We start from the raw sequence: 26,917 nt of genomic DNA, 5'->3' as shown, positions 1-26,917 counted from the left end.
GGGTGGCACCCCCGCCGCCGCCACCCCGGCCCACACGCCCGGGGGGCCGCCGTACGGTGCCCGATCAGCGGTGTGCGGCCCGTCGGCGCGCCGGTCCGCGACCTCTCAGGCGCCGGCGCCGCTCGCGATCAGTGCGGCGGCGATGCCGTTCAGCACCAGCCCGGTCACCACGCAGCCGGCCGTGAAGCGCTTGGCGATCCGGACGTTCTGCTCGCGGACCTTCCGTTCTGCGGTGACGTCCTCCCGGGTGCCCAGGTGGACCTGGGTGGGGAACTGGGGGTGGCGGACCAGCGGGTAGGTGCTGCCGACCGCCATCTCCGGGGTGGCGGTGACCCCCTGGCTGACCCGGGTGGTGGTCGCCCCCGGCCCCTCGAACTCGTAGACGGCGCTGGCCCAGTTCCGCCGGGACGGGCCGAACGGGACCAGCTCGGTGAGCAGCGCCTGGACGGAGACCCCGCGCTCCTCCAGGACGGATATCTGGTGGAGCCCGTCGCGCTCGCCCTTGACCCATCGGGCTCCGAACACGACGGAGGAGCTCAGCGCGACGAACCCGAGGAAGATGAGGACGCAGTTGAGGAGGACGATCATGGACCGGACGGTACGGGAGGAACCCGCCGCCCGGTATCCCGTCGGACCGGCGTCTCAGAGGATGGCCACCGGGGCGACCGGGGTGCCGGTGCCGCCGACGAAGGGTTCGGGCATGGCGGAGAGGAAGAAGCTGTAGCTCGAATCTTCTGCACAGGCTGTGGACAACTTTTCGAGGTTCCAGTTCTGGCCCTGGTGCATGCCCATCTCGACCAGGTGCAGGGCGTGCACCGGGAGCCACAGGTTCTCGATCTCCGGGGGGAAGATCTCGAAGGTCAGGGTGTCGTTGGCGACCGCCGCCACGTCCCGGGCGTGGAACCACTCGGGGGTGTGCACCGAGAGGCCCGGGGACGGGAAGCCGTAGCCGTGCTTGTCGCCCGCGAGGTACGTCTGGATCTGGCCGGTGCGGACCAGCACGATGTCCCCGGCCCGCACGGTGACCCCGCCGAACTCCTCGGCCTCGGCCAGGTCCGCCGAGGTGACCGCGTGGTCCCCGGGCAGCCGGTCCAGGCCCTTGGCGCGGGCCACGTCGAGCAGCACCCCGCGGGAGACGATCGGGGTGGCCTTGTCGATCCCGCTGTACTGGGCGCGGGTGTGCGGGGTGATCGAGCCGGCCGGGCGGCCGTTGTAGATCCGGCCGGAGTGCGAGACGTGCGTCAGGGCGTCCCAGTGGGTGGCGGACTGCAGGCCCATGGTCACCGCGTCGTCGCTGCACGCCACCGTGCCGGGCCCGAACAGCTCCTGGTTGATCTGCACCATGGTGTGCAGCGGGTTGACCCGGCCGGGGATCAGGCCGGCCTGCACCCCGTCCTCCTTCAGGGGCAGCGCGAGGGGGATCCGGCGGCCGGTCCGGATCTCGCCGGCGGCCGCGCGCAGCACCTCGCCGGTGATCAGGTTGAGGGTGCCGATCTCGTCGTCGGTGCCCCAGCGGCCCCAGTTGTTGACCCGTTTGGCGATGGCGTGGAACTCGGCGGGGAGGCTCATGGCTTCGTTCACTCCTGACTGACGGGGGCTTGTGCGTGTGCGTCCGCGTGGCCAAGAATCTAACGGTCCGTCAGAAACCGTGGAAGGGGCCGGGCGTGGGGAACTTCTTGGCAGGGAAGGTGGTCGCCGTCACCGGCGCCGGACGGGGCATCGGACGGGCCGTCGCGCTCGCCGCCGCCGCCCAGGGCGCCCGGGTGGTCGTCAACGACTACGGGGTCTCCATCGAGGGCGGGGAGCCCGCCAGCGAGATCGCCGAGGCCGTGGTGAAGGAGATCGCCGCGGCCGGCGGGCAGGCCGTGGCCGTCGCCGACGACATCTCCACCATGGCGGGCGGACAACGCGTCGTGGACACCGCGCTCGCCGAGTACGGACGCCTCGACGGGGTGGTCTGCGTGGCCGGCATCCTGCGCGAGCGGATGCTGTTCAACATGGCCGAGGAGGAGTGGGACCCGGTCCTCGCCACCCACCTCAAGGGCACCTTCACCGTCTTCCGGGCCGCCTCCGCCGTCATGCGCAAACAGGGCACCGGCACCCTCATCGGCTTCACCAGCGGCAACCACCAGGGCAGCGTGTCCCAGGCCAACTACTCGGCGGCCAAGGGCGGGATCATCTCGCTGGTCCGCTCCGCCGCCCTCGGCCTCAACAAGTACGGGGTGACCGCCAACGCCGTCGCCCCCGTCGCCCGCACCCGGATGTCGGCCAACGTCCCGATGGAGCTCAAGGAGATCGGCGAACCGGAGGACGTGGCCGCCCTGGTCACCTACCTGCTCAGCGACCGGGCCCGCGAGGAGGGGATCACCGGGCAGGTGTACACCATCGCCGGCCCCAAGATCGCCGTATGGGCGCAGCCGCGCGAACTGCGCGCCGGATACGCCGAGGGTGCCTGGACCCCCGAGAAGATCGCCGACTTCCTGCCCGGCACGGTCGGCACCGACCCCATGCCGATGCTCGCCCAGCTGGAGGCCATGGCCCGCGCGGCCGCCGCCAAGGACCGGCCCAACGCCTGAGGGGTGACCGTGGAGTTCGGCTTCGACACGGCGGACGGCGCCTTCCGGGCCGCCGCGCGGGAATGGCTCGGCGGACACCTGACCGGCCCGTACGCCGATGCGGCCGGGCTCGGCGGACCCGGCAGCGAACACCAGGGGGTGGCCGCCCGCCGCGCCTGGGAACGCGAACTGGGCGCGGGCGGCTGGATCGGGCTGGGCTGGCAGGCGCCCCCCGGCGCCTACGGCCAGCGGTCCGCCACCCTCACCCAGCAGGTGGTGTGGGCCGAGGAGTACGCCCGGCTGCGGGCCCCCGGCCGGGTCGGCCACATCGGCGAGAACCTCCTCGCCCCCACCCTGATCGCCTACGGCAGCCCGGAGCAGCGGGACCGCTTCCTGCCCGCCATCGCCCGCGGCGAGGAACTGTGGTGCCAGGGCTACAGCGAACCGGGCGCCGGCTCCGACCTGGCCGCGGTCCGCACCACGGCCGTCCGCGAGGGCCCGTCCGGCGGCCGGCCCGCCGGGCACCGGGTCACCGGCCAGAAGATCTGGACCTCGCTCGCCCGGGAGGCGGACCGCTGCTTCGTACTGGCCCGCACCGAGGCCGGCTCGCGCGGACACCGCGGGCTGTCCTTCCTCCTCGTACCGATGGACCAGCCCGGCCGGATCGAGGTCCGGCCGATCCGCCAGCTCTCCGGCACCAGCGAGTTCAACGAGGTGTTCTTCGACGGGGCCCACGCCGACGAGGTCGTCGGCGGCGAGGGCGAGGGCTGGACCGTCGCCATGGGCCTGCTCGCCCTGGAACGCGGGGTGTCCACCCTGGTCCAGCAGATCGGCTTCGCGGCCGAGCTGGAACGGGTGGTCGGCGAGTTCCTCGGCTCCCCGACCGCCGCCGACCCCGTCCTTCGGGACCGCCTCGTCCGGCAGTGGGCGGAACTGCGCACCATGCGCTGGAACGCCCTGCGCACCCTGGGCGGCACCGGGGACCCGGGCGCGCCCAGCGTCGCCAAACTGCTGTGGGGCGGCTGGCACCGGCGGCTGGGCGAACTCGCGGTCGCGGTCCGGGGCGCGGCGGCCGCCGCCGGAGTCCGGGACTGGGAGCCGGGCCAGGCCTACGAGGACGGCCTGGACGAGGCGCAGCGGCTGTTCCTGTTCACCCGGGCCGACACCATCTACGGCGGCTCGGACGAGATCCAGCGGAACATCATCGCCGAGCGGGTGCTCGGCCTGCCTAAGGAGTCCAGGTGAGAGGCGTCGTGTTCGACGGCAAGCAGGCCCGGGTGGTCGACGATCTGGAGATCCGCGATCCCGCACCCGGCGAGGTGCTGGTCGCGGTGAAGGCGGCCGGGCTGTGCCACAGCGACCTGTCGGTGATCGACGGGACGATCCCGTTCCCGCCACCGGTGGTCCTGGGCCACGAGGGCGCCGGGGTGGTCGAGGCGGTCGGCACCGGGGTCACCCATGTGGTGCCCGGGGACCACGTCTCGCTGTCCACCCTCGCCAACTGCGGGGCCTGCGCGGACTGCGACCGGGGCCGGCCCACCATGTGCCGCAAGGCCATCGGGATGCCGGGCCGGCCCTTCTCCCGGGGCGGCAAGCCGCTGTTCCAGTTCGCCTCCAACTCGGCGTTCGCGGAGCGGACCCTGGTGAAGGCGGTGCAGGCCGTGAAGATCCCGGAGGACATACCACTGACCAGCGCGGCCCTGATCGGCTGCGGGGTGCTGACCGGCGTCGGCGCCGTACTGAACCGGGCCAAGGTGGACCGGGGCGAGACGGTGGTGGTCATCGGCACCGGCGGGATCGGCCTCAACGTCCTCCAGGGCGCCCGGATCGCGGGAGCCTCCACGATCGTCGCGGTGGACGCCAACCCGGCGAAGGAGTCGGTGGCCCGGCAGTTCGGCGCCACCCACTTCGTGGACGCCTCCGCGGTCGCGGACAGCGTGGCCGCGGTGAGGGAGATCCTGCCGACCGGGGCCGACCACGCCTTCGAGTGCGTGGGCAACGTGAAACTGATCCGGCAGGCCGTCGACCTGCTGGACCGGCACGGACAGGCCGTGCTGCTGGGAGTCCCCGGGTTCGCGGAGGAGGCGTCCTTCCAGGTCTCCTCGATGTACCTGGACAAGACCATCATGGGCTGCCGCTACGGATCCTCGCGCCCGCAGCGCGACATCGTCCTCTACGCCCGGCTGTACCAGGAGGGCCGGCTGCTGCTGGACGAACTGGTCACCGAGGTCTACCCGGTGGAGGACTTCGCCAAGGCGGCCGACGACGCGCACCACGGGCGGGTGGCGCGGGGGGTGCTGACGTTCTAGGGGAGCGCGCGGTGGGGGCGGGCGGTGGGGGCGGGCCGGGCAGGGTCGGCCCGTCTGGCCCGTCTGGCCCGTCTGGCCCGTCCGGGCCGCCCGCTCAGTCGGCGAGGCGGCCGAACTTCCCGCGGTGGAAGAGCAGGGGGCCGTCCTCGCCGTCGGCGCCCATCGCCTCGACCCGTCCGACCACGATCAGGTGGTCGCCGCCCGTGTGGACGGCATGGATCCGGCAGTCGATCCAGGCCGGTACGTCGGCCAGCTGCGGGGACCCGGTCACGGGGGCCGGCCGGTGGTCGACCCCGGCGAACTTGTCCGCCCCGCTGACCGCGAAGGCCCGGCAGAGCCCGCCCTGTTCGGCGCCGAGGATGTTCACGCAGAACACCCCGGCTCGGGCGATCCGCGGCCAGGTGGTCGAGGTGCGGCCGACCATGAAGGTGACCAGCGGCGGATCCAGGGACAGCGCGGCGAAGGACTGGCAGGCGAAACCGGCCGGCCCGTCCGTTCCGTGCTCCCCGGCGCCCCCGGGCGCCGTGATGATCGTGACCCCGCTGGCGAAGTTGCCCAGTACGGCCCGGAAGTCGGCCGGGCTCACCGGGGCGCGTTCGTCCTCGCCGACGGCGCGGAGGTCGGGACGCGGATGCGCGTCGACGGGCATGGGCTCCGCCGCGGTGGGGGAGCCGGCTGATCTGAGGTATCGGACGACGGTGGCCGCCATCCCTGCGTGTCCCATCACATCACGGATTCAAGCTGACGGATCGTCAGATTGGAAGGGGTGGGCGGCCCAGGTGTGGGTCGGGGGTGGGCTGCGGTGCCATTGAACGCGTTCAACTGTGTCGTGGGGGGCATCCGTGAAGCGTGGGACGGGGATACCGGCCGAACGGTACGGCTGGGTGGCGGCCGTACCGCTCCTGCTCGTATCGGCGCTGTGGGCAGCGGCGGCGCTGCTCGGGCCCGCACGGGGCATCCGGTCGCTGCCCGGGCCGGGTGGCCGGTAGGGGATGCGCCGGGAGGGTGAAACCGGGGGGACGGCGGGGCCGGGGGCGGAGCCGGGGCGCCGGGGGTCGGCATCGTGGCCGGGGTCGTCGTAACGGACCCGGACCCCGGAGGACCTCCATGCTCGGCACCGATTTCCGCACCGGATCGCCCAACTGGCTCGACCTCGGCAGCACCGACATCCCCCGCACCGCCGCCTTCTACCAGGCCGTCCTCGGCTGGGAATTCGCCTCCGCCGGCCCGGAGGCCGGCGGCTACGGCTTCTTCACGTACGAAGGCCGCACCGTGGCCGCCGTAGGCGATCTCGACCCGGCGGACGAAGGGGCCCAGCCGGCCTGGATGGTGTACTTCAAGACCACCGACATCCAGGCCACCGCCCGGGCCGTGGTCGAGGGCGGGGGCCGGGTCCGGGCCGAACCCATGGACGTCATGGGGGAGGGCTGGCTCGCCCAGTTCACCGACCCGCAGGGCGCCGAGTTCGCCGTCTGGCAGGCGGACAACACCAGGGGCCTGGAGGCCACCTCCCGGGACAACACCCTGTGCTGGGTCGAACTCCACGTCGGAGACCCGCTCGCGGCCCTCTCCTTCTACGGAGACCTGTTCGGCTGGCGCTCCCAGGAGATGGACCCGCCCGGCATGACCTACCGGGTGCTGAGCATCGGCGAAGGCGACCTGGAGGACGGCTCCTTCGGCGGGGTGGCCCCGCTCCAGGACGGGCAGGAGGCGGCGCGCTGGGTGCCGTACTTCGCGGTCGCGGACGTGGACCGGGTCGCCGAGGCGGCCGCCGCGAACGGCGGGGCGGTCCTGATGCCGGGGGCCGACGTCCCCGACGTCGGCCGCATCGCCTGGCTGACCGACCCCACGGGCGCCGTCTTCGCCCTACTGACCCCCCAGCCCCGCCAGCCCTGACCCACCACCCGGTCGCGCCCGCCCGGCGGCCACCTGGCGGGCGCGGGGCGGCCGTGGCCCGGGCGGGCGGGCCGGGCGGTCCCGCGACCGGGCCCGGCGCAGCCGGGGTCCCGCGTCCGCCCGCGTGGGCGGTGCCGGGGCCCGGTGGCCTGGCCGCCCTGCGTGGTCAGCAGCCTCGGTATTTGGGGGTGCGGCGTTCCACGAAGGAGGCGACGCCCTCGTTGGCGTCCGCCGTGGTCATGTTGATCTCCTGGGCGGTGGCCTCGGCGGCGAACGCCGTCGCCCGGTCGGACTCCAGCGAGGCGTTGACGAGCTGCTTGGTCAGGGCCAGGGCCCGGGTCGGGCCCTGCGCCAGCCGCTCCGCCCAGGCGGTCGCCGTGTCCGCCAGCTCCGCCGCCGGGACCACCGCGTTGACCAGCCCGAGGCGCTCCGCGTCGGCGGCGGTCAGCGCGTCGCCGAAGAACATCAGCTCCTTGGCCTTCTGCGGTCCGACCAGCCGCGGCAGCAGATAGGCGCCGCCGCCGTCCGGGACCAGCCCCCGGCGTACGAACACCTCGATGAACCGCGCCGAATCGGCGGCGAGCACCAGATCGCAGGCCAGGGCGAGATGGGCGCCGATACCGGCGGCGGTGCCGTTGACCGCGGCGATCACCGGCTTCTCGCAGTCGAGGACCGCGGAGATCAGCCGCTGGGCGCCCTGCCGGATCATCCGGGCCACATCGCCCGCGACCCGCTCCCCGGCCGTCGGGGTACTGCCCCGGAGGTCCGCGCCGGCGCAGAACCCCTTGCCGGTGGCGGTGATCACCACCGCCCGGACGGCGGGGTCGGCGGTCGCCGCGGCCAGCAACGCGATGATCTCCTCACGCTGGTCCCAGGTGACGGCGTTCATCGCCTCCGGGCGGTTGAGGGTGATCCAGGAGACCTGGTTCTCGGTGCGGTGCAGCAGGTGTTGTGCGTTCGTGCCGGACACGGTGCTCCTCGGTTGTCGGCGTGCGGTGGCCTCCGGCCGGGTGGCCGGCACCTTGGCCCGGGCCGGGGCCCGGGGGGCCGTGCGCGGGCTCGTTCCCCCACCCCGCCCCTCCCCGAAACCGGGGCTCCGCCCCGGCCCCCGGGCGGTACGGGCCCCCGGGCCGGGCCCCGGCCACGGGCCCGCCGGGGCCCGGCCCCGTACCCCGGGTCGAGCGACGACCCGGGCCTCCGGGCCCGTACGGCCCGGGGGGCCGCTGCGCGGGCTTGTTCCCCCACCCCGCCCCTCCCCGAAACCGGGGCTCCGCCCCGGCCCCGTACCAGCCGGGCCGAAGGCCGCCCCGGGCCTCCGGCCCGCAGCCGGCCCCGGGCCCGTAGCACGGTCCCTTGGGCCCGAGGCCCGGTCGGTCGCCGGCTCCTGCGCGGCCTTCTCGGGCCATGCAGGGCCCGAGCCCGTCGGGCCGGGAGCCGGACCGGGCCCGAAGCCGGCCCCGGGCCGGTCGGGCCGGGCCCCACGGCCCGGCCGAAGCCGGCCCAGCCCCCGCCCCCCCCGGGCCGTACGGGTCCCCGGCCCCGGACACGGGCTCGACGGGCCGGACCCGTCGGCCCTGGCCCCTGGCCCTGGCCCGTACGCCGGACCCGTCGGCCCTGGCCCTGGCCCGTACGCCGGGCCCGTCGGCCCGGGCCCGGGCGGGCCGGGCCCCTGGCCCGTACGCCCGGCCGCGCCCCGGCCCGGCCGAAGCCGGCCCCTTGGCCCGGCCGCGCTGCGCGTGGTCAGCGGCAGATGGCCAAGGCGTCCAGGGCGACGGCGCCTTGGCCTCGGGGGAGGACCATCAGGGGGTTGATGTCGAGTTCGGAGAGTTCGTCGCCGAGTTCCAGGGCCATCCGCTGGATGCGGAGGACCACTTCGACCAGGGCGTCGACATCGGCGGGCGGTGCTCCGCGGACGCCTTCCAGGAGGGCGTGGCCGCGGAGTTCGGTGAGCATGGCGCGGGCCTGGTCCTCGCCGAACGGCGGGACGCGGACCGCCGCGTCGTGGAGGACCTCGACGAGGACCCCGCCCAGGCCCACCGTCACGGTGGGGCCGAACAGGTCGTCCTGGGTGACGCCGACGACCATCTCCACTCCCCGTTCCACCATCTGACAGACCAGGATCCCGTCGAGCGGGATGCCCTCGTAGCGGGCGATGTCGGTGAGTTCCCGGTAGGCGTCGCGGATCTGGCTGGCGGAGGTGAGGCCGATCTTGACCAGGCCCAGCTCGGTCTTGTGGCCCAGTTGCGGGCCCGAGGCCTTCATCACCACCGGGTAGCCGACCAGTCCGGCGGCCCGGACCGCCGCCGCCGCGCTGGTGACCAGCTGTTCGCGCGGCACCCGGATCCCGTACGCCCGCAGCAGCTGCTTCGCCGCGTGCTCGCTGAGCTGCTGTCCGGGACGCATCAGCGCCTGCGCCTTGCGGTACGAGGGGGAGGGCGTGCGCGGGGCGTCGTCGAAGGGGGAGCGGTAGGAGGCGGTGAAGCGGTGGTGGTGGAGGTAGGCGCGGACGGCGGTGATGCAGTTGCCGAAGGTGCGGAAGGTGGCCACCCGGGAGGAGCCCAGCAGCGTGTGGCGGTAGGCGTCCTCGGTGCCGACCGGGGAACCCCAGATCACGCAGATCAGTTTGTCGGTCTGCTCGGCCGCGTCCACCAGGTCCTGGGCGAGCTTGTCGCTCATCGGCGGGAACGGGCCGGTGATCGGACAGATCAGGACGCCCACGGAGGGGTCGGCGAGGATCGCGTCGATGATCTTCCGGCCGCGCCAGTCGCCGACCGGGTGACCGCCGTTGTCCACCGGGTTGGCGACGCCCAGGTACTCCGGTATCCACTGGTGGAGCTCGGTCTGCTTGGCCTCCGAGAGGGTGGGCAGGCTCAGCCCGGCCTCGGTGGCCAGGTCGGAGAAGTGGGCCCCGGTGCCGCCGGAGATGGAGTAGACGACCACCCCGTCGGCCTTCGGGGGCCGGGCGCGGGCCAGCAGGGCCGCGGTGTCCTGGAGTTCGTCCAGGCCGTCGACCCGGATCACCCCGAACTGGCGCATGGCGGCGTCGACCACCGTGTCGGCCCCGGTGAGCTTCCCGGTGTGGGAGGCGGCCATCCGGGCGCCGGTCTCGGTGCGGCCGACCTTGACGGCGACCACCGGGACGCCGTTGCGGGCGGCCCGGTCGGCGGCCAGCAGGAAGGCGCGGCCGTCCTTGAGGCCCTCCACGTAGCAGGCGATGGCTCCGACCTCGGGCCGTTCGGCGAAGTAGGAGATGAAGTCGGAGGTCTCCAGGTCGGCCTCGTTGCCGGTCGGCGCCCAGTGGGACAGCCGGATGCCCAGGTCCTGGAGGGTGTAGACGGGCCGGCCCTGGTGGCCGGACTGGGTGATCAGGGCGATGGCCGGGCCGTCGAGGTCCTCGCGGAACTCCTCGAAGGCGTTGAGGTTGGTGTTGGGTCCGAGCAGGCGCAGTCCGGAGCCGGCCACCGCGGCGGCGAGCCGGGTCTGGGCGGCCTTGCCCTCCTCGCCGGTCTCGGCGAATCCGGAGGCGAAGGCCACCGCGAACTTCACCTTGGCCTCGGAGAGCTCCCCGACGAGCGGCAGCGGGTCGGCGACCAGGAGGACGGCCAGGTCCACCTGTTCGGGGAGTTCGGCCACCGAGGTGAAGCAGGGGCGCCCGAAGACGGCCGGCCGGGTGGGGTGCACCGGGTGGACGCGGGCGCCGACCCGGTCCGCCCAGGCGAAGAGCTGGCGGGTGATGCCGGTGTTCGGCCTGCCGTCGGCGTCGGAGGCGCCGATGACGGCCACCGACTCGGGCCGGAAGAACCGGTCCAGATCGGGGACGTCGGCGTGCAGGGGCCGCCCGCTGACGTCCAGCTCGACCGCGTCGGTGCCGTCCGCGGACCGGGCCGTCGTGGAATGGACGGCCATCCGGGGGTGTTCCCCGCAGGCCTCGACGCGTGCGCGGAAGTCGGTGGTGAGGGTGCCGTGAGTAGATCCAAGCATCGTTCCGCCCGCTCCTGCTCGAAGACGACTCGTACTAACTGACGCGTAGTCAGATTACTTAACTGACGCGTCGTCAGGAACAGTGCTGCGGCAAGAATCGGCGACGGTGACGCCCGGAATCAGCTGCGGGCCTCCCCGGAGGTCCGGGAAGCCCGAGCCACGGCCCGGGCGATCCGCTCGGCGTCCAGGGCCATCTCCCGGAACATTCCGCTGATCGGGTTGCTGAAACCCGTGAAGTGCAGTCCGGGCGCCGAGGGATCCGTCCGGGCCCCGTGCACCACCGGCCTGCCGCGCCCGTCCAGCAGGCCCAGATGCCCCACCAGGCCCTCCAGCGACCGCCGGTAGCCGGTGGCCGCGATCACCGCGTCCGGGGTGATCCGCGAACCGTCGGCGAGCACCACCTCCCGGCCCTCGAACCCGGCCACGGCCGCCACCGGCTCCACCGTGCCCGCCCGCACGGCGGCGATCAGGCCCACGTCCTGCACCGGGATCGCCCCCTCCGCCACCCTGCTGTACAGGCCGGTGGACGGCCGGGGCAGCCCGTACCCGCTCAGATCCGGGACCGCCTTCGCCTGCACGGCGCTGATCCGGTCCACCAGCCGCACCGGCAGCCGGCGGACCAGGATCCCGGACCGCTGGGCGGGCCAGCCCAGGGTGGTCCGGCGCACGATGTGCGGGGCCGTACGGACCGCCAGCCGCACCCGGGACGCCCCGCCCGCCGCCAGGTCCGCGGCGATCTCGGCCCCCGTGTTGCCGACACCGACGACGAGGACGTCCCGTCCGGCGTACGGCGCCGGGTTCCGGTACTCCCGGGCGTGCAGCAGCTCCCCCGGCCAGTCGGCCGCGCCCGGCCAGTCGGGCAGCGAGGGGGTGTGGTTGTAGCCGGTGGCGACCACCACGGCCGCCGCCGCGAGCTCCCGGCCACCGCTGGCGTGCAGCACCCAGCCGGCCCCGTCGGCGGCCCGCTCGATCCGGGTGACCTCCACCCCGGTCACCAGCTCCAGCTGGTGGAACTCCGCGTACTTCTCCAGATAGCGCACCACGTTGTCCCGCGAGACCCAGCGGCCGAAGCGGCGCGGCATGGGCAGCCCGGGCAGCCCGGACAGCCGGCGGGTGGTGTGCAGGCGCAGCCGGTCGTAGTGGCGGCGCCAGGACGCTCCGACCGCGCCGGACTTCTCCACGACGACCGCGCGCACCCCGCGGGAGCGCAAGGCCGCGGCCGCGGCGAGCCCGCCGGGGCCGCCGCCGATCACGTACACGGGGCGGGGTTCGGTGCTCATGTCAGGCGCTTCGGGCATGAGGTGTGAGCGTATCGCCACGCAGCGTTGATGGGTCTCGGTCGGGCGGGGAATCGGTTGCGGATCGATCACGGGGTGGGGGATCTCCCTCGGTCGACCGTGCCGGCATGGGTCCTGACCCTTGCGCGGGGGCGGTGGATCCGCTGAACTGACGTACCGTCAGATAGAGGAAGAGGAGGGCAGGCCGCATGCAGACGCAGAGCATCTGGCTCGACACCGCCCAGTGGCTCGCCGTGCTCCGGATCGGCCTCGGCCTGTGGTGGCTGGAGAGCTGGCGGCACAAGGACAAGAAGGGCTGGTTCGAACGCGGCACGGGCATCGCCTGGGCCGCCGACGTGGCCGGCAAACACCGCTGGCCGGTGGTGCGGCGCGGCTTCGCCACGGTGGTGCAGCCACGGCCGCGCCTGATGGCGTACGTCGTCGTCTACGCCGAACTCGCCCTGGGCCTCGGCCTGGTCTTCGGCTTCCTGACCCCCGTCGCCCTGATCGGCGGCCTGCTCCTCAACCTGCTCTACCTGGTCCTGATGATCCACGACTGGGCCGAGCAGGGCCAGAACGCCATGATGGCGCTGATCTCACTGGTCGCCCTCTTCGCCATGAGCTGGCAGACCTGGTCCCTCGACGAGGCGATCGGACTGTTCCTGTGACGGCGGCGGCGAGCGGGGCGGGCGCGCCCGCGAATGGGGGCACGGGTGGGGGTGCGGGGGGCGTACGGTTCGACCTCCCCGAGCCCGACGACTTCACCCGGCCGTTCTGGGAGGCCGCCGCCGAAGGCCGGCTGCTGCTGCGCCGCTGCGCCGACTGCGGGCGGGCCCACCACTACCCGCGCGAGTTCTGCCCGTACTGCTGGGCGGGCGAGGACCGGGTCGGCTGGGAGCGGGCGGAGGGCCGGGCGGTGCTGTACACCTGGTCCGTGGTCCACCGGAACGACCTGCCGCCCTTCGGCGCCAGGGTCCCGTACGTGGCCGCCGTGGTGGACCTGGCCGAAGGCCCCCGGATGATGACCGAGATCGTGGACTGCCCCCACGAGGACCTCCGCATCGGCATGCCCCTGGAAGTCACCTTCCGCCCCGACCCCACCCCGTCCCCCGCGCCCCCGGTCTTCCGCCCGGCCCCGTCCTGACCACCCGCCTCCGGCGGCCCGGCCCGGCCCGGTCCGGTCCGGGGGCCGGGCCCGGGCCGGGCGGCGGTCCCCGCGCGGGCCTGGTCGCCCCCGCGCGGGAGCGCTAGTGGCGTAGGGCTGTGGCCGGTTGGATGGTGGCGGCCCGCCAGGCGGGGTAGAGGCCGGCCAGGAGGCCGGTGGCCAGGCCGATGGTGGGGGCGGCCGCGAGCGTCATCGGGTGGATCACCGGGGTCCAGTCCCGGAGCAGGGCCACCGCCAGGACGGTGAGCACTCCGAGGCTGGTGCCGACCAGGCCGCCGAGGGCGCCCAGTGCCCCCGACTCGGTGAGGAACTGGAGGGTGACATGGCGGCCCCGGGCGCCCAGCGCCCGGCGCAGGCCGATCTCCCCGGTCCGTTCCAGCACCGCGACCAGGGTGGTGTTGGCGATCCCCACCGCCCCGATGGCCAGGCAGAGCCCGGCCAGCAGCAGGAACAGCTGGCTCAGGTCCGAAGTGACCGAGGTGCGGAGCGACTTGGGGTCGGGCGGCGGGACGGCCTTCAGGTACTCGGGATGGTCGGGCCGCAGCGCGAGCGGTGCCTCCGCCGCGATCTGGGTGGCGGCCCCGGGCCGGGTGGCGACGAGCATCCGCGCCCCGCCCCCGGTCGGCGCCCCCCAGATCCGTTCGGCGGTGGTGTGCGGTACGACCACGCTCAGCAGCAGGTCCGCCTTGCGGCGGACGTCCTCGACGATGCCGATCACGGTGAACGGCTCCCCGTCGATGAACACGGCCGGCTGGGTCTCCAGCGTGCCGATCCCGAGCCGGGCGGCGGTCCCCGAGCCGAGCAGTGCCACCGGCGCGGCGGTTCCCGACAGGTACTCGTCGTAGAGGCGGCCCTGGGCGAGCGTGGGGACGGCGGCCTCCAGGACGCCGGGGGAGGCGGCCAGGACCTGGGCCCGTTCCCCGCCCGGGGAGCCGCCGAGGGGGCCGCCGAGCGGGCCGCCGAGGGGAGCACCACCGGGGCCGGTGCCCGGGGTGGCGCTGACCGTGCCGGGGCCCTCCAGGCGCACCTCCCAGTACACGCCCGCGTGTTCCACGCCGTTCAGTGCCTCGATCCGCCGGTCGGCGTCCTTCGGGAAGCCGAGGCCCGCGAACTCGTCGTGTTCCCGGCCCACGTCCTCGATGGTCACCTCGGTGGCGGCGAGCAGGCTGAACCGGGAGTCGATCTGTGAGGAGGCGGTGGCCGTCAGCCCGAGGACGGCGACGAAGGCGCCCACCCCGAGGACCGTGCCCAGGGCGGTGAGGGCGGACCGGGCAGGGCGTTGCAGCGTTCCGGCCAGGGCCTCGGAGAGCAGGTCGCGGGCGGACATCCGGGACTGTTCGACGGCCGGGGCATGCCTCCGGCGGAGGTTCAGCATCCGGGGGTCGTCTCGCGGAGTTCGCCGTCGCGGATGGCGATCGTGCGCCGCCCGTGGGCCGCGACCGCCGGATCGTGGGTGATGACGAGCACCGTCATGCCGTCCGCGTTGAGTTCGTCGAGCAGGGCGAGCACGCTCCCGGCCGTCGCGCTGTCCAGATTGCCGGTCGGCTCGTCGCACAGCAGCAGGGAGGGCCGGGCCACGAGGGCGCGGGCCACCGCCACCCGCTGCCGTTCGCCCCCGGACAGCCGGGTGGGCAGGGCGTCGGTACGGTGCCCGAGGCCGACCCGGACCAGCGCGGCCCGGGCCCGGTCCGCGCGTTCGGCGCGCGGGGACCGGTTGTAGACCATCGACAGCATCACGTTCTCCAGCGCGCTGCGGTGCGGCAGCAGATGGAAGGCCTGGAACACGAAGCCGATGCGGCGGCCGCGCAGTGCGGCCCGGTCGGCCTCGCCGACACGGGCCACGTCGATCCCGTCGAGGAGGTACGAGCCCTCCGTCGGGGCGTCCAGCAGCCCGGCGACGTTGAGGAAGGTGGACTTCCCGGATCCGGAGGGCCCGACGACGGCGACGAACTCGCCGCGCCGCACCACCAGATCGCAGGGCAGCAGCGCGCGCACGGGCGGCGGTCCGGGATAGGTCAGTCCGACTCCCCGGAACTCCATCACCGCCGCCGCCGCCGTCGCCGTCAGTGGCCCTGTGGTTTCCGGGGCGGTCACGGGGTGCCCGGGGAGGTGGGGAGGGCGGCGACGGCGGGGTCGCGGAGGCCGATCAGTACGCGGTCCTCGGCGGCGAGCGGCGCGCCGCCGACCGGGACCACCTCGGCATAGCCGTCCCCCTGGGTGCCGGGGCGGACCTCCACCCGGCGGCGGGACCCGTCCGCGGTGACCACGGTGACCGACGTACGCCCGTCCGCTCCCGCGGAGATCGCCGCCAGCGGCACCACGAGCGCCTCCCCGCCGGTGGAGGCGGCCTCGACGGTGAGGCGTACGTCCTGGCCGGAGAGCCGCGGGTCGAGCGGGGTGTCCGGTTCCACCACCAGGAGATAGCCCTGCGGGGCGGCCGGGGCACCGCCGTCGGGACCGGCACCGGCACCGGCTCCCGCTCCGGTGTCGGCCCGGGGCTGGTCCGGGGTGGCGGCCACGGACTTCACCGTGGCACGGGCGGTGGCCCCGGTGCGTTCCGCGAGGATCTCCACCGGGCGGCCGGGGGCGACCAGGCCGTGCTGGTGCTCCTGGAGGTAGCCCTGGACGAGGAGCTTTCCGGCGGACACGGTCATGGCGGTACCGGACACCCGGGCGCCCACCGCGGTGGACACCGAGTCCACGCGGGCGGGGAACCCGGCGAGGAAGACCACCTCGCCGGCCGGCAGCATCGGGCCGGACGCGGCCCGGGCACCGGCGAGTTCGGCGCGGGCGGCCGCCAGGTCCTCCCGGGCCCGCGCCACCGCGCGCCGGGCCTCGGCCAGCCCGCGCTCCGCCTCCCCGTCCCCGCCGGTTCCCTTCCCCGAGCCGCTCTCCGGGATGTCCGGGTCGGCCGTGTCGTCCGGTTCGTCGTCCGGTTCGTCGTCCAGTTCGTTGTCCGGCTCGTCGTCCGCCCCGGAGCCGGTCTCCCCGGCCGTCGCCTCGGCCGTCTCGGCGTCCTGGAGGGCGCGTTCGGCGTCCCGTACGGTGATGCGGGCGGCGGCCACGGCGGCGCCGTCGTCGGCGAGGGCGGGCCTCGGGTCGTAGCCCGCTGCCGAGTAGAAGGAGTGCAGGGCCTTCTTGGTGCCCTCGCCGAAGGTGCCCGTGGCGTCCCGGCCGGTGCCGTGCCCGAGTTCCCTCAACGCCCGCTGCACCTGGGCGACATCGTCGCCCTCGGCCCCGGGCCTGAGGTCCCGGTAGACCGGGAGCGAGCCCCGCAGGGCGAGGACCGGGCGGCCGGAGACCTCCAGCAGCAGTTGACCGGCCCGGACGGTGCCGCCGGGGGCGAGCGGGAGTTTGGTCACCACCGGGGCCAGGGAGTCCTCGTCGCCGCCCGTCACGGGGGCCACGGCCGTCGACTGCCCGGCCACCACGGTGCCGCGCAGCATCACGGTCTCCTTGAGGACCCGCCGCTCCACGACCGCGGTCAGCACGTCCGGGGCCGGGGCCCCGGTGTCGGCCGCCGCCTGTGCGGGGGACCTGACCAGTTGGGTGGCGGCGAACCCGCCGGCGGTCAGCAGCACCGCACCGGCCGCCACGGCCGTCAACCAGCGGCGCCGCACCGCCAGACCGCGCTGCGACCGGTCCGGCCGCCGCGGCGCTTCCGCCCGCTCCGCCCCTTCGGCCGCCTCCGCCCCCTCCACCACTTCCGCCACCTCCGGTGTTCGGGAGCCCGGGAGGCCTCAGCCGTCGCCTCCCGCGGAACATCACGCAAGGTACGACCCTCGAAACGCTCGGCGATATACAGGCTCCGGCCACGGGAGGGCCGGCTGTGGCCGAAACGCGCTGGAGCGCCCGTCCGGGAGAGGGAGGGAAGAGGGAGAGAGAAGGGGGAGAGAGGGAGCGGGCGGCGGGGCGGAGGCCGCGTACCGCTAGCGGCCCAGGACGACCGTGCCGGAGGAGCAGAACCAGCCGCCCGTGCCGGAGGCCAGGGCGACCTCGGGGAGCCGGCCGCCGGACTTGCGGACCTGGCCCTCGCCCGCCTCGCCGCGGAGCTGGCGTACCGCCTCGACCAGCAGGAACAGGCCCCGCATCCCGGGATGGCAGGCGGACAGGCCGCCGCCGTCGGTGTTGACCGGGAGGGCGCCGTCGCGCAGCAGCCGGCCCTTCTCGACGAAGGCCCCGCCCTCGCCCTTGGCGCAGAACCCGAGGTCCTCCAGGGTCACCAGGGTCATGTAGGTGAAGGCGTCGTAGATCTCGGCGACATCGACGTCGGCGGGGCGCAGTCCGGCCCGTTCGAAGGCCAGCCGGCCGGACCGTGCGGCGGGGGAGACGGTGAAGTCCTCCCATTCGGACATGGTGGTGTGCGAGACGGAGGTGCCGGTGCCGAGGATCCACACGGGGGCCTTGGCGGTGTCGGCGACGTACTCCTCCGCGGTCAGCAGTACGGCGCAGCCGCCGTCCGAGCGGATGCAGCAGTGCAGCTTGGTGAACGGGTCCGCGATCATCTCCCCGGACAGCACCTCGTCCACGGTGACCGGGGTCCGGAACATGGCGTCCGGGTTGGTGGCGGCGTTGGCGCGGGCCTGTACGGCGACCTCGGCCAGCTGCTCCAGGGTGGTGCCGTACTCGTGCATGTGGCGGCGCGCGGCCATGGCGTACTTGGCGACCAGGGTGTGTCCGTACGGCACCTCGAACTGGAGCGGTCCGCGGGCGCCGAAGGAGAGGTTCGAGGTGCGGCGGCGGGCCTTGATGTCGGCGCGCGCGGTGGACCCGTAGACCAGCAGGACGGCGTTGGCGTGCCCGGCGGCGATGGCCTCGGCCGCGTGGGCGGCCATCACCTCCCAGGTGGCGCCGCCCACCGAGGTGGAGTCCACCCAGGTGGGGCGCAGGCCCAGGTATTCGGCCACTTCGATCGGGGCCAGGGCGCCCAGCCCGGCGGAGGCGAACCCGTCGATGACCGACCGGTCCAGGCCGGAGTCGGCGAGTGCGCGGCGGGCGGCCTGGGCGTGCAGGGCGTAGGGGGTGGGTCCGTCCACCCGCCCGCAGTCCGAGAGGGCCACGCCGACGACGGCGACCCTGCGGCGGCCGGTTCCGTTGACCTTGCCGTTGACCATCACCATGAATCTGACGGTACATCAGATATGGAGGTCGGTACATCCCCGGCCCCGGCGTGCGGGGCCGCGTACCGCGCCGGTCCCCCGCCCCTGTCCATCTCCGCTCCCGGGCCCTAACATGACGCGCCGTCAGATACGGGGAGGAGCCCGCCGATGGACGCCGCCTTCACCGCGGAGCAGGACGAGATCCGCCGGACCCTGCGCGAGATCCTGGGCAAACGCTGTGGGCCGGACGAGGTCAAGGCCGCCGCCCGGACCGCCGAGGGGTATGACCCCGAGCTGTGGCAGCAGCTCGCCGGGCAGCTGGGGCTGCCGGGGATAGCCCTGCCCGAGGAGTACGGAGGGGCCGGCTGCACCCCCGCCGATCTGGTCCTGGCCTGCGAGGAGACCGGGCGGGTGCTGCTGCCCTCACCGCTGCTGGCCACCGCCGTGCTGGCCGCGCCGCTGATCTCGGCGCTGGGCACCGAGGCCCAGCGGGCCGCCCTGCTGCCGCCGCTGGCGGCGGGCGGGCTGACCGCCGCCCTGGCCGTGCCCGGTGCCGCGCTCGCCACCGCCCTCGCGCTGACCGGAGACAACACGGAGGACGACTGGGCCGGCGGGGGCCGGGCCGGCGGGGTGCAGGCCCGCCGCGCGCACCCCGGGCCGCCGGGCGGGGGACCGGCTGCCGGACCGGGCGCCGCCCAGGGGCCGGACGGGGGCGCCGATCCCGGCTGGCGGCTGTACGGGGAGGCGGCGCAGGTCCTGGACGGCCACAGCGCCGGACTGCTGCTGGTCGCCGCGCACACCGGCGGTTTCGCCCGCAGCCGGGTGCTGCTGTTCCTGGTCCGGGCCGACGCCCCGGGGCTGGTACGGGCCCGGCAGGCGGGTCTGGACGAGACCCGCCCGCAGGGCCGGGTGCAGCTGAGGGACACCCCGGCGGAGCTGCTGGGCGAGGACGGCGGCGGGGAGTCGGGCAGCACCGGTGACGCGGCCCGGGTGGCGGCCGCGCTGGCCGCGACCGGCCGGGCCGCCGCGGCGGTGCTCGCCGCCGAGGCGGTCGGGGCGGCGGGGCAGGCGCTGGCCCGCACCGTGGCGTACGTCCGGGAGCGGGAGCAGTTCGGCCGGGCCGTCGGCTCCTTCCAGGCCGTCAAGCACCGGCTGGCCGACCTCTACGTCCAGGTCCAGGCGGCCCGCTCGGCCGCCTACTACGCGTCCTGGGACCCGGAGCAGGGCGGTCTGGCCCTGGCCCAGGCCCTGGAGGCGCTCCGGATCACCGCCGGGGAGGCCATCCAGCTGCACGGCGGGATCGGCTTCACCTGGGAACACGACGCGCACCTGTACTTCAAGCGGGCCGCGGCCGACGAACTGCTCTTCGGCCCGGTCCACCGGCTGCGCGCCAGGGCGGCCCAGCGCGCCGGACTGTTCGGCCCGGAACCGGGCCGGGAAGCCGGCGGCGGCCCCAACGCCGACCTGGTGCCCGGCACCGAAACCGGCTCCGGAGGCCCCGGCGCGGGCGGGGCCGGACCGGGCTCCCGCGCCGCCTCCGGCCCCGGAGCGGGACCCGACCGCACCACCGCCGGCGGCAGTGATCCCGTCCGCGGTGCCGAACCCCAGGAAAGGGTGGGCGTCTGATGCCTCCCGGAACCAGACTGATGCAGAAGGTCTCCTCGACCATGCTGTTCGCGAAGATCGCCCCGCACTTCATCCCGGCCATGGACAAGGCGGTGCACAAGCTCACCCGGGGCAGGGTGATCCTGAGCGCCCAGATGCTGCCCGGGGTGATCCTCACCGCCAAGGGGGCCAGGAGCGGCGAACCGCGCACCACCCCGCTGGCCTGCATGCCGGAGGAGAGCGCGGGCAGCTGGCTGCTGATCGGCTCCAACTTCGGGCGTCCCGGGCATCCGGCCTGGACCGGGAACCTGCTCAAGCACCCGGACGCGGACATCAGCTGGAAGGGCCGGGACATCGCCGTCCGGGCCCGGCTGCTGACCGGTGAGGAGAGGGCCGCCGCCTGGCAGGCGGTGCTGAAGTTCTGGCCGCCGTACGCGACGTACCAGGCGCGCATCGAGCGCGAGATCCGGCTGTTCCGGCTGGAGCGGCGCTGATCGCAGCCGTACCGCCCGGAGCGCGGGCGGACCGGTGGGCCAGGCGGCGGACCCTGGCGGGTCCGCCGCCTACTTGGTCGGCTTCTTGCCGGTGATGCCCAGGTGGACCAGCAGCGCCAGGTTGGGCTTGAGCTCGGCCTGCTTCACGCCCCAGGTCTGGAACCCCTTCTGGTGCGAGGCCACCGCGGCCAGCATGGCCACCAGTGAGCCGGCCATCGCCGCCGGGCTGACGTCCTTGTCGACCTTGCCCTTGGCCTGGAGCTCCTTCACCGATTCGGTGAGGGAGTTGGTGACCGAGTTCAGGATCTTCATGCGGATCTTGTAGAACCGTTTGTCCCCCTCGGCCGCGCCGAGGTCGACGACCCGCAGGATCGCGTCGTTGCTCCGCCAGAACTCCAGGAACCCGTCCACGAGTTCCTCGGCGGCCTGCCAGCCGGACTTGCCCACCCAGGAACGCCCCTCGACCAGCGAGGTCAACTGGGCTCCCTCGGAGGCCATTTGTTCGGCGATCTCCAGGACGGCGCCCTCGACGTCCGGGAAGTACTGGTAGAAGGTCGCGGGCGAGGTGCCGGCCTTGCGGGCGACGTCGATCACCTTCACGTCGCGGTACGGCGAGCTGCTGAGCATCTCGCTGAGGCAGTCGAGCAGCTTCTGCCGCGTCGCCTGACCGCGCCGGCCGGCAACGCGGCCGTCGACGGTGCGTACTTGTCCTGTCATGCCGTCAGCTTACCGAGGGGTGATCGGCGCGCGATTCGGCCGCCTGCAAATGGGGTTACGGGGTCCCTGGCCTGGGCCTGAACGGTTCCGCGCAGGCTGCCGGAGCGGTCCGGGACCGGCCCGGGAGCGGCCCGGAAAAGGCCCGGTAAGGGCCTGATCGGGCCGCGGCCGGGGCTCCGTACCGGCCCCGCGCGCCCTTCGGCGGTATCCGGTTCGCCCGAATAGTCTTGTCAACAGGCTGTGGACAAGTGTGCGGCCCCATCATGGTGAAACCGCATGGAAACGGAAGGAAACGGGCCCATGGCCGCATTCGCAGAGGGCACTCCCTGCTGGGTGGACGCCTCGCTTCCGGACGTCGAGGCGGGCAAGCGCTTCTACGGTGAGCTCTTCGGGTGGACCTTCGGCGACGCGTCCGGCCAGTACGGCGGCTACACCCAGGCCTACCGGCGCGGCCGCAACGTCGCCGCCCTCGCCCCGAAGCCGGACGGCCGGATGCCCACCGTCTGGGGGGTCTACCTGTACACCTCCGACGCCTACGCCGCCGCCGCCCGGATCCGCGCCGCCGGCGGCCAGATGGTGATGGAGCCCATGCCGGTCGGCCCGTACGGCACCGCGGCCATGGCCGCGGACCCCGGCGGCGCCGTCTTCGGCCTCTGGCAGCCCGGCACCCACCACGGCTTCGAGTCCAGCATGCAGCCGTACACCTACTGCTGGACCGAGGTCTACACCCGGGCCCGGGACTCCGTGGACACCTTCTACGCCCAGGTCTTCGGCTACGTGGCGGAGGACCAGAGCGACGCCGGCACCGACTACCGGGTGTGGTCCCCGCCCGGCAGCGGGCCCGGCCCGGACACCGCGGTGGTCGGCCGCACCCTGCTCACCGAGGCCTTCCCCGAGTACCTGCCGGCCCACTTCCTGGTCTATTTCGCCGTCCCGGACACCGACGCGGCGGTCGCCACCGTGCGGCGGCTGGGCGGCCGGGTCAGCGCCGAGCCCTTCGACACGCCGTACGGCCGGATCGCCGTCGTCACGGACAATCAGGGCGCCGCCTTCGCGCTGCTGGCCGAGCCCGGCCCGGGCCCCGGCCCGGACACGGAGCCACTGCCGGCCGGGGCCTGACAGAATCGGGGGGCGCGGGCCCGGACCTGGGCCCGTACGGGGAGGTGTGAGGCGAGTGGTGGAGCAGCTGACGCAGCACGACCCGAGACGTATCGGCCCCTTCGAGGTGCTCGGCCGGCTCGGTGCCGGCGGCATGGGGCTGGTCTATCTCGCGCGGTCGGCGTCCGGCCGCCGGGTCGCGATCAAGACGGTACGGACCGAGCTCGCCGAGGACCAGCTGTTCCGGGTGCGCTTCACCCGCGAGGTCGAGGCGGCCCGGGCCGTCTCCGGCTTCTACACGGCCGCCGTGGTGGACGCGGACCCCCGGGCCGCGGTGCCCTGGCTGGCCACCGCCTACGTCCCGGCGCCCTCCCTGGAGGAGATCGTCAACGAGTGCGGGCCGATGCCCGCGCAGGCCGTCCGCTGGCTGGCCGCCGGCATCGCCGAGGCCCTCCAGTCCATCCACCAGGCCGGACTGGTCCACCGCGACCTCAAGCCGTCCAACGTGCTGGTGGTCGAGGACGGCCCCCGGGTGATCGACTTCGGTATCGCCAGCGGGGTCTCCAACACCCGGCTCACCATGACCAACGTGGCCGTCGGCACCCCCGCCTACATGTCCCCCGAGCAGGCCAAGGACTCGCGCAGCGTCAAGGGCGCCAGCGACGTCTTCTCGCTCGGCTCCACCCTGGTCTTCGCCGCCACCGGCCATCCGCCCTACCACGGGGCCAATCCGGTGGAGACCGTGTTCATGCTGCTGCGGGAGGGCCCGAACCTGGAGGGCCTGCCGGACGAGCTCCGGCCGCTGATCGACTCCTGCATGCAGATGGACGCCACCCTGCGGCCCACCCCGGCCGACCTCCAGGCCCAGCTGGCCCCCCACCTCTTCGCCGCCGGCGACGACAGCGGCACCGCCTCCGCCTGGCTGCCCGGCCGCGCCGTCGCCATGATCGAGACCCGGCGGGCCGGCCAGCGGACCCCGCAGCCGCAGTCCCCCGGACCGGGCGGCGGCCGCCCGGGCGCCCCCCAGGACACCCACCGCCGCGACCAGCGGGACCACCGCGACCACGGCGGGCAGCGCGACCACGGCGGGCAGCGGGACCAGGGCGGCCACCGCGGCCGTCCGGCCGCCCCCCGGCCCGCCGACCCGTGGGCCGACCCCCGGACCGGCCACGCGGCGCCCCCGCGCCCCCAGCACCCCCCGCTCACCCCGCCGCCCGGCCGCGCCCCCGCGGGCGGCGGCGAGCCGGTCCGGCTGGGCGCCTCCCCGGTGCCGATCGGGCCGGGCCCCCGGGTCTCCGCCGCCGGAGCCGCCGCCCCCGCCGCCGACTCCGCCACCGGTTGGGTCCGCCCGCCCGGCGGCTCCCCGGCGGCCGAGGGCGCCGTCGCGCACCCCGCCCCGGCCTCCGCCGCCGCCTCGCTGCCCCGGCCCGGCCCCGCGCCGGACAGCGGCCGCTGGCGGCCCTGGCGGTTCCGGATGTCCAACGAGGTGTGGGGCACCCCCACCGTGGCCGGCGAGCTCCTCTACGTCACCTCCTTCGAGGTGCACGCCCTGGACGTGGGGTCCGGCCGCCGCCAGTTCAAGACCCGGGACGTGGCCTGGGCCATGGCCGTCACCGACGGCCGCATCCACGCCTCCGACGGCCCCTCCCTGTACGCCCTGGACGCCCTGGAGGGCACCGAGCGGTGGCGGCTGTCCACCGAGGCCTGGGTGTACGCCCTGCGCGCCGACCGGGGCACCGTGGTCACCGCCACCCGCGGCGGCGGGATCCAGGCGTACGAGGCCGTCGACGGCCGCCGGCTGTGGCAGCTGACCGGGGCCCAGACCGACTTCGAGACCGCCGATGCCGCCCCGGTGCTGCACGACGGCACCGTCTACGTCTGGCAGGACGCCCGGCTCCGCGCCCTCGACGCCCGCACCGGCCGGGAGAGCTGGTCCTACCCGGTGGGCGACGCCGCCGCCTGCGGGAACGTGCCCGTCCGGGTCACCTCGGCCCCCGACGGCAACGCCTACGTCACGGCCGGCACCCGGGTGATCTGCGTGGACCGGGCCTCCGGCCGGGTCCGCTGGCACTTCGAGGCCCCGGCCGTCTTCCTGGCCCCGCCCGCCTTCGCCCCCGGCCCGGCGGTCACCGGCGGCGGGGTCTACCTCGCGGACTACCTGGGCACCGTCTACGCCATCGACGCCGCCACCGGAGCCGACCGCTGGCGGATCGCCACCGAGCCCCGCCAGTCCCCGGACCCGGTGGTGGTCGCCGACGGCAACGTCCACCTGGCCTCCGGCAGCGCCCTGTACACCCTGGACGCGGTCACCGGCACACCCAAGTGGCGGTTCGCGGCCGGAGCCGAGATCACCGGCGCCCCGGCGGTCGCCGACGGCCGGGTCCACTTCGGCTCGGCCGACCACTGCCTCTACACCCTGGACGCGGGCGGCGGCCAGCTCCGCTGGAAGCTGGCCACCGGCGGGGAGATCGCCGGCTCCCCGGTCGCCCAGGCGGGCGTGGTGTACGCGTGCAGCAAGGACCGCTGCGTGTACGCCCTGGACGCCGCCAAGGGCACCGGCACCCGCACCACGCCCTGAGCGGGGTGTTCGGCCCCGCCGGGGCGGGCATGGCACCGGGAGTGACAGGATGGGATCCATGAGCAACGAAAACGTCTACTTCGACATCTCCATCGACGGCGCCGACGCGGGCCGCATCGAGTTCAAGCTCTTCGACGACGTCGTCCCGAAGACCGCCCAGAACTTCCGCGAGCTGGCCACCGGCCAGCACGGCTTCGGCTACGCCGGCTCCCCGTTCCACCGCGTCATCCCGAACTTCATGCTCCAGGGCGGTGACTTCACCAACCAGAACGGCACCGGCGGCAAGAGCATCTACGGCGAGAAGTTCGCCGACGAGAACTTCACCCTGAAGCACGACCGCCCGTTCCTGCTGTCGATGGCGAACGCCGGCCGCAACACCAACGGCTCGCAGTTCTTCATCACCACCATCGTCACCGACTGGCTGGACGGCAAGCACGTCGTCTTCGGCGAGGTCGTGAACGGCTCCGACCTGGTCAAGAAGATCGAGGCCCTCGGCTCCGGCTCCGGCCGCACCTCCGCCAAGATCGAGGTCAAGGCCTCCGGCATCGTCGAGGCCTGATCCGCCTCCCCGCGCACCCCGCGGCCCCCGTCCCCACCAGGACGGGGGCCGCACCCGCATTCCCCGGCGCCCGGCCACCCCCTAGGGTCCCCGTATGGCGAGGTACGTGAGGTTCCAGGCGACCGTCCGCAGCCCGCGCGGGCACTTCCCCGGGGTGTTCGCCCTGGCCAACGGACTGGCCCGGGAGGGCCGGCTCAGCGCGGCGGAGCACCGGTTCTGGCGGGCGGGCAACGACTGGTACGACGCCGCCTACCCCGACCCCTCGGCCACCGATCCGACGGTCTACGACCCGGAGCGGAACCCGGGCGCCGTCGCCTGGTTCAAGGCCGGCGCGGGCCATCTGCTGGAGCGGGTCCCCGGCTATCTGGACCTGCTGGCCGCCCACGGGGTCGGCTGCGAGCGGGTGGAGTCCGACGACCCGGGCCGGATCGTCTACGAGGACGAGGTACAGGTCGTCGCCGTCCCGGCGGACCGGACGGACCGGACGGACCGGACGGGCCGAACGGGCCGGAGCGGCTCGGCCTAGGCCGGGGGGTCCTGGGGGCGTGGCGGCCAGGGCTGGTCCAGTGGGGGGACCGAGGGGTCCGAGACCGGGGGCGGGGCGGGGGCCAGGGTGTGGCTGGGGCGGGGGCGGCCGGACATCAGGGCGGCCCCGAGGAGCAGCAGCGCGCCGCTGCCGAAGGCGCTCGCCACGCCGTCGCCGAGGCCGGTGCCGTCCCCGCCGACCGAGAGGCCGGCGGGGGACTGCCCCTGCCGGACCATCCACAGCACGGCGAAGCCGAGCACCACCACCCCGGCCAGTGCCATCAGCAGCCGGGAGCGGAGCAGGACGGCGACCACCGCCAGCAGTGCGGCGAACAGGAACGGCAGCAGCATCGAGGTCATCACTGCCGCGCCGCGGTCGGTGATGCCGGTGCCGGTGAAGAGTTCGTCGACGCGGTAGTCGCGCCCGTGACGGCCGTCGTACCAGGCACGGAAGGGGCTCCAGACGGCGGCCGTCGCTCCGGCCAGACCCAGCAGGGAGCCGAGAACGTTGCGGATCATGCCCGGCCTCCTGCGTCGGGGTCTCGGCTCGAACCTACGTCCGCGAGCGGGCCCCCGCACCCCGGGAGCCGTCCGGGCCCGCGGTCTCCAGGCGCTTGCGGAGGGCGTCGTTCAGGGCGGTGAAGTCCCGCTGGGTGCCGTCCAGGAGCTTCCCCAGCAGGGGGACCAGCAGCCCGCGGAAGTTCTCCCCGTGCTCCAGCCGGGTGGCCCGTCCGGGCGCCTCGGACAGCCGGAACCAGTGCTCGCCGTCGAACAGCCCGGGCACCAGGAAGCGGCCCAGCCAGCGCAGCTCCCGGCCCGGCTCGGCGCGCAGCACCTTCGGGCGGAAGGTGGTGGGACGCCCGCCGGAGCCGGGGAACATCCGCAGGGTGAGCCGCCCGCCGGGGACGAGCTCCCCGGCGGCCTCCCGGATGAAGGGGTTCCAGTCCGGGTAGCGGTCCAGGTCGGTGAGGACCGCCCAGACCTCCTCCGGGGCGGCGTCGATGACGGTCTCGGTCGCGATGGTGCGCATGGCTGTGCGTGCTCCTTCGGTCGGGTTCC

General features: G+C 74.6%; 25 protein-coding genes. 12 read left to right on the top strand and 13 right to left on the bottom strand.

From position 1 onward, the window contains the following. Positions 1-105 precede the first annotated feature (105 nt). Both ACZ50K_RS13815 and ACZ50K_RS13810 read right to left on the bottom strand, forming a co-directional pair. Positions 106-588, bottom strand: a complete 483-nt coding sequence (locus ACZ50K_RS13815) for a hypothetical protein (protein ID WP_468901912.1) — start codon at positions 586-588, stop codon at positions 106-108. Positions 589-642: 54 nt separating this feature from the next. Next, entirely contained in the window at positions 643-1,569 is a 927-nt protein-coding gene (locus tag ACZ50K_RS13810; protein ID WP_468901910.1) for a cyclase family protein, read from the bottom strand. Positions 1,570-1,664: 95 nt separating this feature from the next. Here ACZ50K_RS13810 and ACZ50K_RS13805 point away from each other — a divergent pair, with 95 nt between their 5' ends. Genes ACZ50K_RS13805 through ACZ50K_RS13795 form a run of 3 tightly spaced genes read left to right on the top strand, consistent with a single transcriptional unit; the run spans position 1,665 to position 4,864 of the window. Further along, entirely contained in the window at positions 1,665-2,576 is a 912-nt protein-coding gene (locus ACZ50K_RS13805; protein ID WP_468901908.1) for an SDR family NAD(P)-dependent oxidoreductase, read from the top strand. Positions 2,577-2,585: 9 nt separating this feature from the next. Beyond that, a complete protein-coding gene (locus tag ACZ50K_RS13800; RefSeq protein ID WP_468902433.1) occupies positions 2,586-3,800 on the top strand; it encodes an acyl-CoA dehydrogenase family protein in 1,215 nt (404 codons plus the stop codon). Beyond that, a complete protein-coding gene (locus ACZ50K_RS13795) occupies positions 3,797-4,864 on the top strand; it encodes a Zn-dependent alcohol dehydrogenase (protein WP_468901905.1) in 1,068 nt (355 codons plus the stop codon). Before ACZ50K_RS13800 ends, ACZ50K_RS13795 begins: the two co-directional genes overlap by 4 nt. A 94-nt stretch (positions 4,865-4,958) precedes the next feature. On the opposite strand, the gene ACZ50K_RS13790 is transcribed toward ACZ50K_RS13795, so the two are convergent. After that, the gene (locus ACZ50K_RS13790; RefSeq protein ID WP_468902430.1) at positions 4,959-5,573 is read right to left on the bottom strand and encodes a flavin reductase family protein; all 615 of its coding nucleotides are present in this window, start codon (positions 5,571-5,573) and stop codon (positions 4,959-4,961) included. 398 nt (positions 5,574-5,971) lie between these two features. Between ACZ50K_RS13790 and ACZ50K_RS13785 the strand changes: the two genes are divergently transcribed. Further along, positions 5,972-6,760: a VOC family protein gene (locus ACZ50K_RS13785; protein ID WP_468901902.1), complete on the top strand. Its 789-nt coding sequence runs from the start codon at positions 5,972-5,974 to the stop codon at positions 6,758-6,760. Between the two features lie 166 nt (positions 6,761-6,926). Here ACZ50K_RS13785 and ACZ50K_RS13780 read toward each other — a convergent pair whose 3' ends face one another. From ACZ50K_RS13780 to ACZ50K_RS13770, 3 genes are all read right to left on the bottom strand, one after another. Beyond that, entirely contained in the window at positions 6,927-7,649 is a 723-nt protein-coding gene (locus ACZ50K_RS13780; RefSeq protein WP_468902427.1) for an enoyl-CoA hydratase/isomerase family protein, read from the bottom strand. Between the two features lie 851 nt (positions 7,650-8,500). Then, positions 8,501-10,741, bottom strand: a complete 2,241-nt coding sequence (locus tag ACZ50K_RS13775) for an acetate--CoA ligase family protein (protein WP_468901900.1) — start codon at positions 10,739-10,741, stop codon at positions 8,501-8,503. Positions 10,742-10,860: 119 nt separating this feature from the next. Further along, complete coding sequence (locus ACZ50K_RS13770) at positions 10,861-12,039, bottom strand: flavin-containing monooxygenase (RefSeq protein WP_468901897.1); 1,179 nt, start codon at positions 12,037-12,039, stop codon at positions 10,861-10,863. Positions 12,040-12,227: 188 nt separating this feature from the next. On the opposite strand from ACZ50K_RS13770, the gene ACZ50K_RS13765 reads away from it, so the two are divergent. Both ACZ50K_RS13765 and ACZ50K_RS13760 read left to right on the top strand, forming a co-directional pair. Continuing rightward, positions 12,228-12,686, top strand: a complete 459-nt coding sequence (locus ACZ50K_RS13765; RefSeq protein WP_468901895.1) for a DoxX family protein — start codon at positions 12,228-12,230, stop codon at positions 12,684-12,686. Then, positions 12,683-13,162, top strand: a complete 480-nt coding sequence (locus ACZ50K_RS13760) for a Zn-ribbon domain-containing OB-fold protein (RefSeq protein ID WP_468901892.1) — start codon at positions 12,683-12,685, stop codon at positions 13,160-13,162. The genes ACZ50K_RS13765 and ACZ50K_RS13760 overlap by 4 nt, the downstream gene beginning before the upstream one ends. Positions 13,163-13,265: 103 nt before the next feature. On the opposite strand, the gene ACZ50K_RS13755 is transcribed toward ACZ50K_RS13760, so the two are convergent. From ACZ50K_RS13755 to ACZ50K_RS13740, 4 genes are all read right to left on the bottom strand, one after another. Next, a complete protein-coding gene (locus ACZ50K_RS13755) occupies positions 13,266-14,558 on the bottom strand; it encodes an ABC transporter permease (protein WP_468901890.1) in 1,293 nt (430 codons plus the stop codon). After that, positions 14,552-15,223: an ABC transporter ATP-binding protein gene (locus ACZ50K_RS13750; protein ID WP_468902424.1), complete on the bottom strand. Its 672-nt coding sequence runs from the start codon at positions 15,221-15,223 to the stop codon at positions 14,552-14,554. The genes ACZ50K_RS13755 and ACZ50K_RS13750 overlap by 7 nt, the downstream gene beginning before the upstream one ends. 50 nt (positions 15,224-15,273) lie before the next feature. After that, complete coding sequence (locus ACZ50K_RS13745) at positions 15,274-16,887, bottom strand: peptidoglycan-binding protein (protein WP_468901887.1); 1,614 nt, start codon at positions 16,885-16,887, stop codon at positions 15,274-15,276. A gap of 225 nt (positions 16,888-17,112) precedes the next feature. Further along, positions 17,113-18,303: a thiolase C-terminal domain-containing protein gene (locus tag ACZ50K_RS13740; RefSeq protein WP_468901884.1), complete on the bottom strand. Its 1,191-nt coding sequence runs from the start codon at positions 18,301-18,303 to the stop codon at positions 17,113-17,115. 147 nt (positions 18,304-18,450) lie between these two features. On the opposite strand from ACZ50K_RS13740, the gene ACZ50K_RS13735 reads away from it, so the two are divergent. Together ACZ50K_RS13735 and ACZ50K_RS13730 are read left to right on the top strand one after the other, a co-directional pair. After that, the gene (locus ACZ50K_RS13735) at positions 18,451-19,908 is read left to right on the top strand and encodes an acyl-CoA dehydrogenase family protein (RefSeq protein ID WP_468901881.1); all 1,458 of its coding nucleotides are present in this window, start codon (positions 18,451-18,453) and stop codon (positions 19,906-19,908) included. Beyond that, positions 19,908-20,381, top strand: a complete 474-nt coding sequence (locus ACZ50K_RS13730; protein WP_468901878.1) for a nitroreductase family deazaflavin-dependent oxidoreductase — start codon at positions 19,908-19,910, stop codon at positions 20,379-20,381. The genes ACZ50K_RS13735 and ACZ50K_RS13730 overlap by 1 nt, the downstream gene beginning before the upstream one ends. Before the next feature lie 69 nt (positions 20,382-20,450). Here ACZ50K_RS13730 and ACZ50K_RS13725 read toward each other — a convergent pair whose 3' ends face one another. Next, positions 20,451-21,098, bottom strand: a complete 648-nt coding sequence (locus tag ACZ50K_RS13725) for a TetR family transcriptional regulator (protein WP_468901875.1) — start codon at positions 21,096-21,098, stop codon at positions 20,451-20,453. Between the two features lie 300 nt (positions 21,099-21,398). Between ACZ50K_RS13725 and kbpA the strand changes: the two genes are divergently transcribed. The 4 genes from kbpA to ACZ50K_RS13705 all read left to right on the top strand — a co-directional run bounded on the left by kbpA (position 21,399) and on the right by ACZ50K_RS13705 (position 25,859). Continuing rightward, positions 21,399-22,217: an AfsK-binding protein KbpA gene (kbpA, locus tag ACZ50K_RS13720; RefSeq protein WP_468901873.1), complete on the top strand. Its 819-nt coding sequence runs from the start codon at positions 21,399-21,401 to the stop codon at positions 22,215-22,217. Between the two features lie 58 nt (positions 22,218-22,275). Continuing rightward, positions 22,276-24,774 carry a protein serine/threonine kinase AfsK gene (gene afsK / locus ACZ50K_RS13715; protein WP_468901870.1) on the top strand — a complete coding sequence of 833 codons (2,499 nt, stop codon included), beginning with the start codon at positions 22,276-22,278 and terminating at the stop codon, positions 24,772-24,774. Positions 24,775-24,832: 58 nt separating this feature from the next. Continuing rightward, on the top strand, positions 24,833-25,333 hold the full coding sequence (locus ACZ50K_RS13710) for a peptidylprolyl isomerase (RefSeq protein WP_468901868.1): 501 nt from the start codon (positions 24,833-24,835) through the stop codon (positions 25,331-25,333). Between the two features lie 94 nt (positions 25,334-25,427). Next, positions 25,428-25,859, top strand: coding sequence for a hypothetical protein (locus tag ACZ50K_RS13705; RefSeq protein WP_468901866.1), 432 nt, complete (start codon positions 25,428-25,430; stop codon positions 25,857-25,859). On the opposite strand, the gene ACZ50K_RS13700 is transcribed toward ACZ50K_RS13705, so the two are convergent. Both ACZ50K_RS13700 and ACZ50K_RS13695 read right to left on the bottom strand, forming a co-directional pair. Then, positions 25,856-26,377: a hypothetical protein gene (locus ACZ50K_RS13700; protein ID WP_468901863.1), complete on the bottom strand. Its 522-nt coding sequence runs from the start codon at positions 26,375-26,377 to the stop codon at positions 25,856-25,858. The genes ACZ50K_RS13705 and ACZ50K_RS13700 overlap by 4 nt on opposite strands. A gap of 34 nt (positions 26,378-26,411) precedes the next feature. Then, positions 26,412-26,888, bottom strand: a complete 477-nt coding sequence (locus tag ACZ50K_RS13695; protein WP_468901861.1) for an SRPBCC family protein — start codon at positions 26,886-26,888, stop codon at positions 26,412-26,414. Positions 26,889-26,917: the final 29 nt, after the last annotated feature.

It is taken from the genome of Streptomyces sp. NPDC033845 (assembly GCF_055576225.1).
The sequence above is the reverse complement of the archived record's forward strand: the minus strand, read 5'-3'. Positions and strand labels throughout refer to the sequence as shown.

Coding starts and splice junctions, on each gene's coding strand:
- ACZ50K_RS13815 (WP_468901912.1), bottom strand. CDS start 588: ATGATCGTCCTCCTCAACTGCGTCCTCATCTTCCTCGGGTTCGTCGCG.
- ACZ50K_RS13810 (WP_468901910.1), bottom strand. CDS start 1,569: ATGAGCCTCCCCGCCGAGTTCCACGCCATCGCCAAACGGGTCAACAAC.
- ACZ50K_RS13790 (WP_468902430.1), bottom strand. CDS start 5,573: ATGGCGGCCACCGTCGTCCGATACCTCAGATCAGCCGGCTCCCCCACC.
- ACZ50K_RS13785 (WP_468901902.1), top strand. CDS start 5,972: ATGCTCGGCACCGATTTCCGCACCGGATCGCCCAACTGGCTCGACCTC.
- ACZ50K_RS13780 (WP_468902427.1), bottom strand. CDS start 7,649: ATGAACGCCGTCACCTGGGACCAGCGTGAGGAGATCATCGCGTTGCTG.
- ACZ50K_RS13775 (WP_468901900.1), bottom strand. CDS start 10,741: ATGCTTGGATCTACTCACGGCACCCTCACCACCGACTTCCGCGCACGC.
- ACZ50K_RS13770 (WP_468901897.1), bottom strand. CDS start 12,039: ATGCCCGAAGCGCCTGACATGAGCACCGAACCCCGCCCCGTGTACGTG.
- ACZ50K_RS13765 (WP_468901895.1), top strand. CDS start 12,228: ATGCAGACGCAGAGCATCTGGCTCGACACCGCCCAGTGGCTCGCCGTG.
- ACZ50K_RS13755 (WP_468901890.1), bottom strand. CDS start 14,558: ATGCTGAACCTCCGCCGGAGGCATGCCCCGGCCGTCGAACAGTCCCGG.
- ACZ50K_RS13750 (WP_468902424.1), bottom strand. CDS start 15,223: ATGGAGTTCCGGGGAGTCGGACTGACCTATCCCGGACCGCCGCCCGTG.
- ACZ50K_RS13740 (WP_468901884.1), bottom strand. CDS start 18,303: ATGGTGATGGTCAACGGCAAGGTCAACGGAACCGGCCGCCGCAGGGTC.
- ACZ50K_RS13735 (WP_468901881.1), top strand. CDS start 18,451: ATGGACGCCGCCTTCACCGCGGAGCAGGACGAGATCCGCCGGACCCTG.
- ACZ50K_RS13730 (WP_468901878.1), top strand. CDS start 19,908: ATGCCTCCCGGAACCAGACTGATGCAGAAGGTCTCCTCGACCATGCTG.
- ACZ50K_RS13725 (WP_468901875.1), bottom strand. CDS start 21,098: ATGACAGGACAAGTACGCACCGTCGACGGCCGCGTTGCCGGCCGGCGC.
- kbpA (WP_468901873.1), top strand. CDS start 21,399: ATGGCCGCATTCGCAGAGGGCACTCCCTGCTGGGTGGACGCCTCGCTT.
- ACZ50K_RS13710 (WP_468901868.1), top strand. CDS start 24,833: ATGAGCAACGAAAACGTCTACTTCGACATCTCCATCGACGGCGCCGAC.
- ACZ50K_RS13705 (WP_468901866.1), top strand. CDS start 25,428: ATGGCGAGGTACGTGAGGTTCCAGGCGACCGTCCGCAGCCCGCGCGGG.
- ACZ50K_RS13700 (WP_468901863.1), bottom strand. CDS start 26,377: ATGATCCGCAACGTTCTCGGCTCCCTGCTGGGTCTGGCCGGAGCGACG.
- ACZ50K_RS13695 (WP_468901861.1), bottom strand. CDS start 26,888: ATGCGCACCATCGCGACCGAGACCGTCATCGACGCCGCCCCGGAGGAG.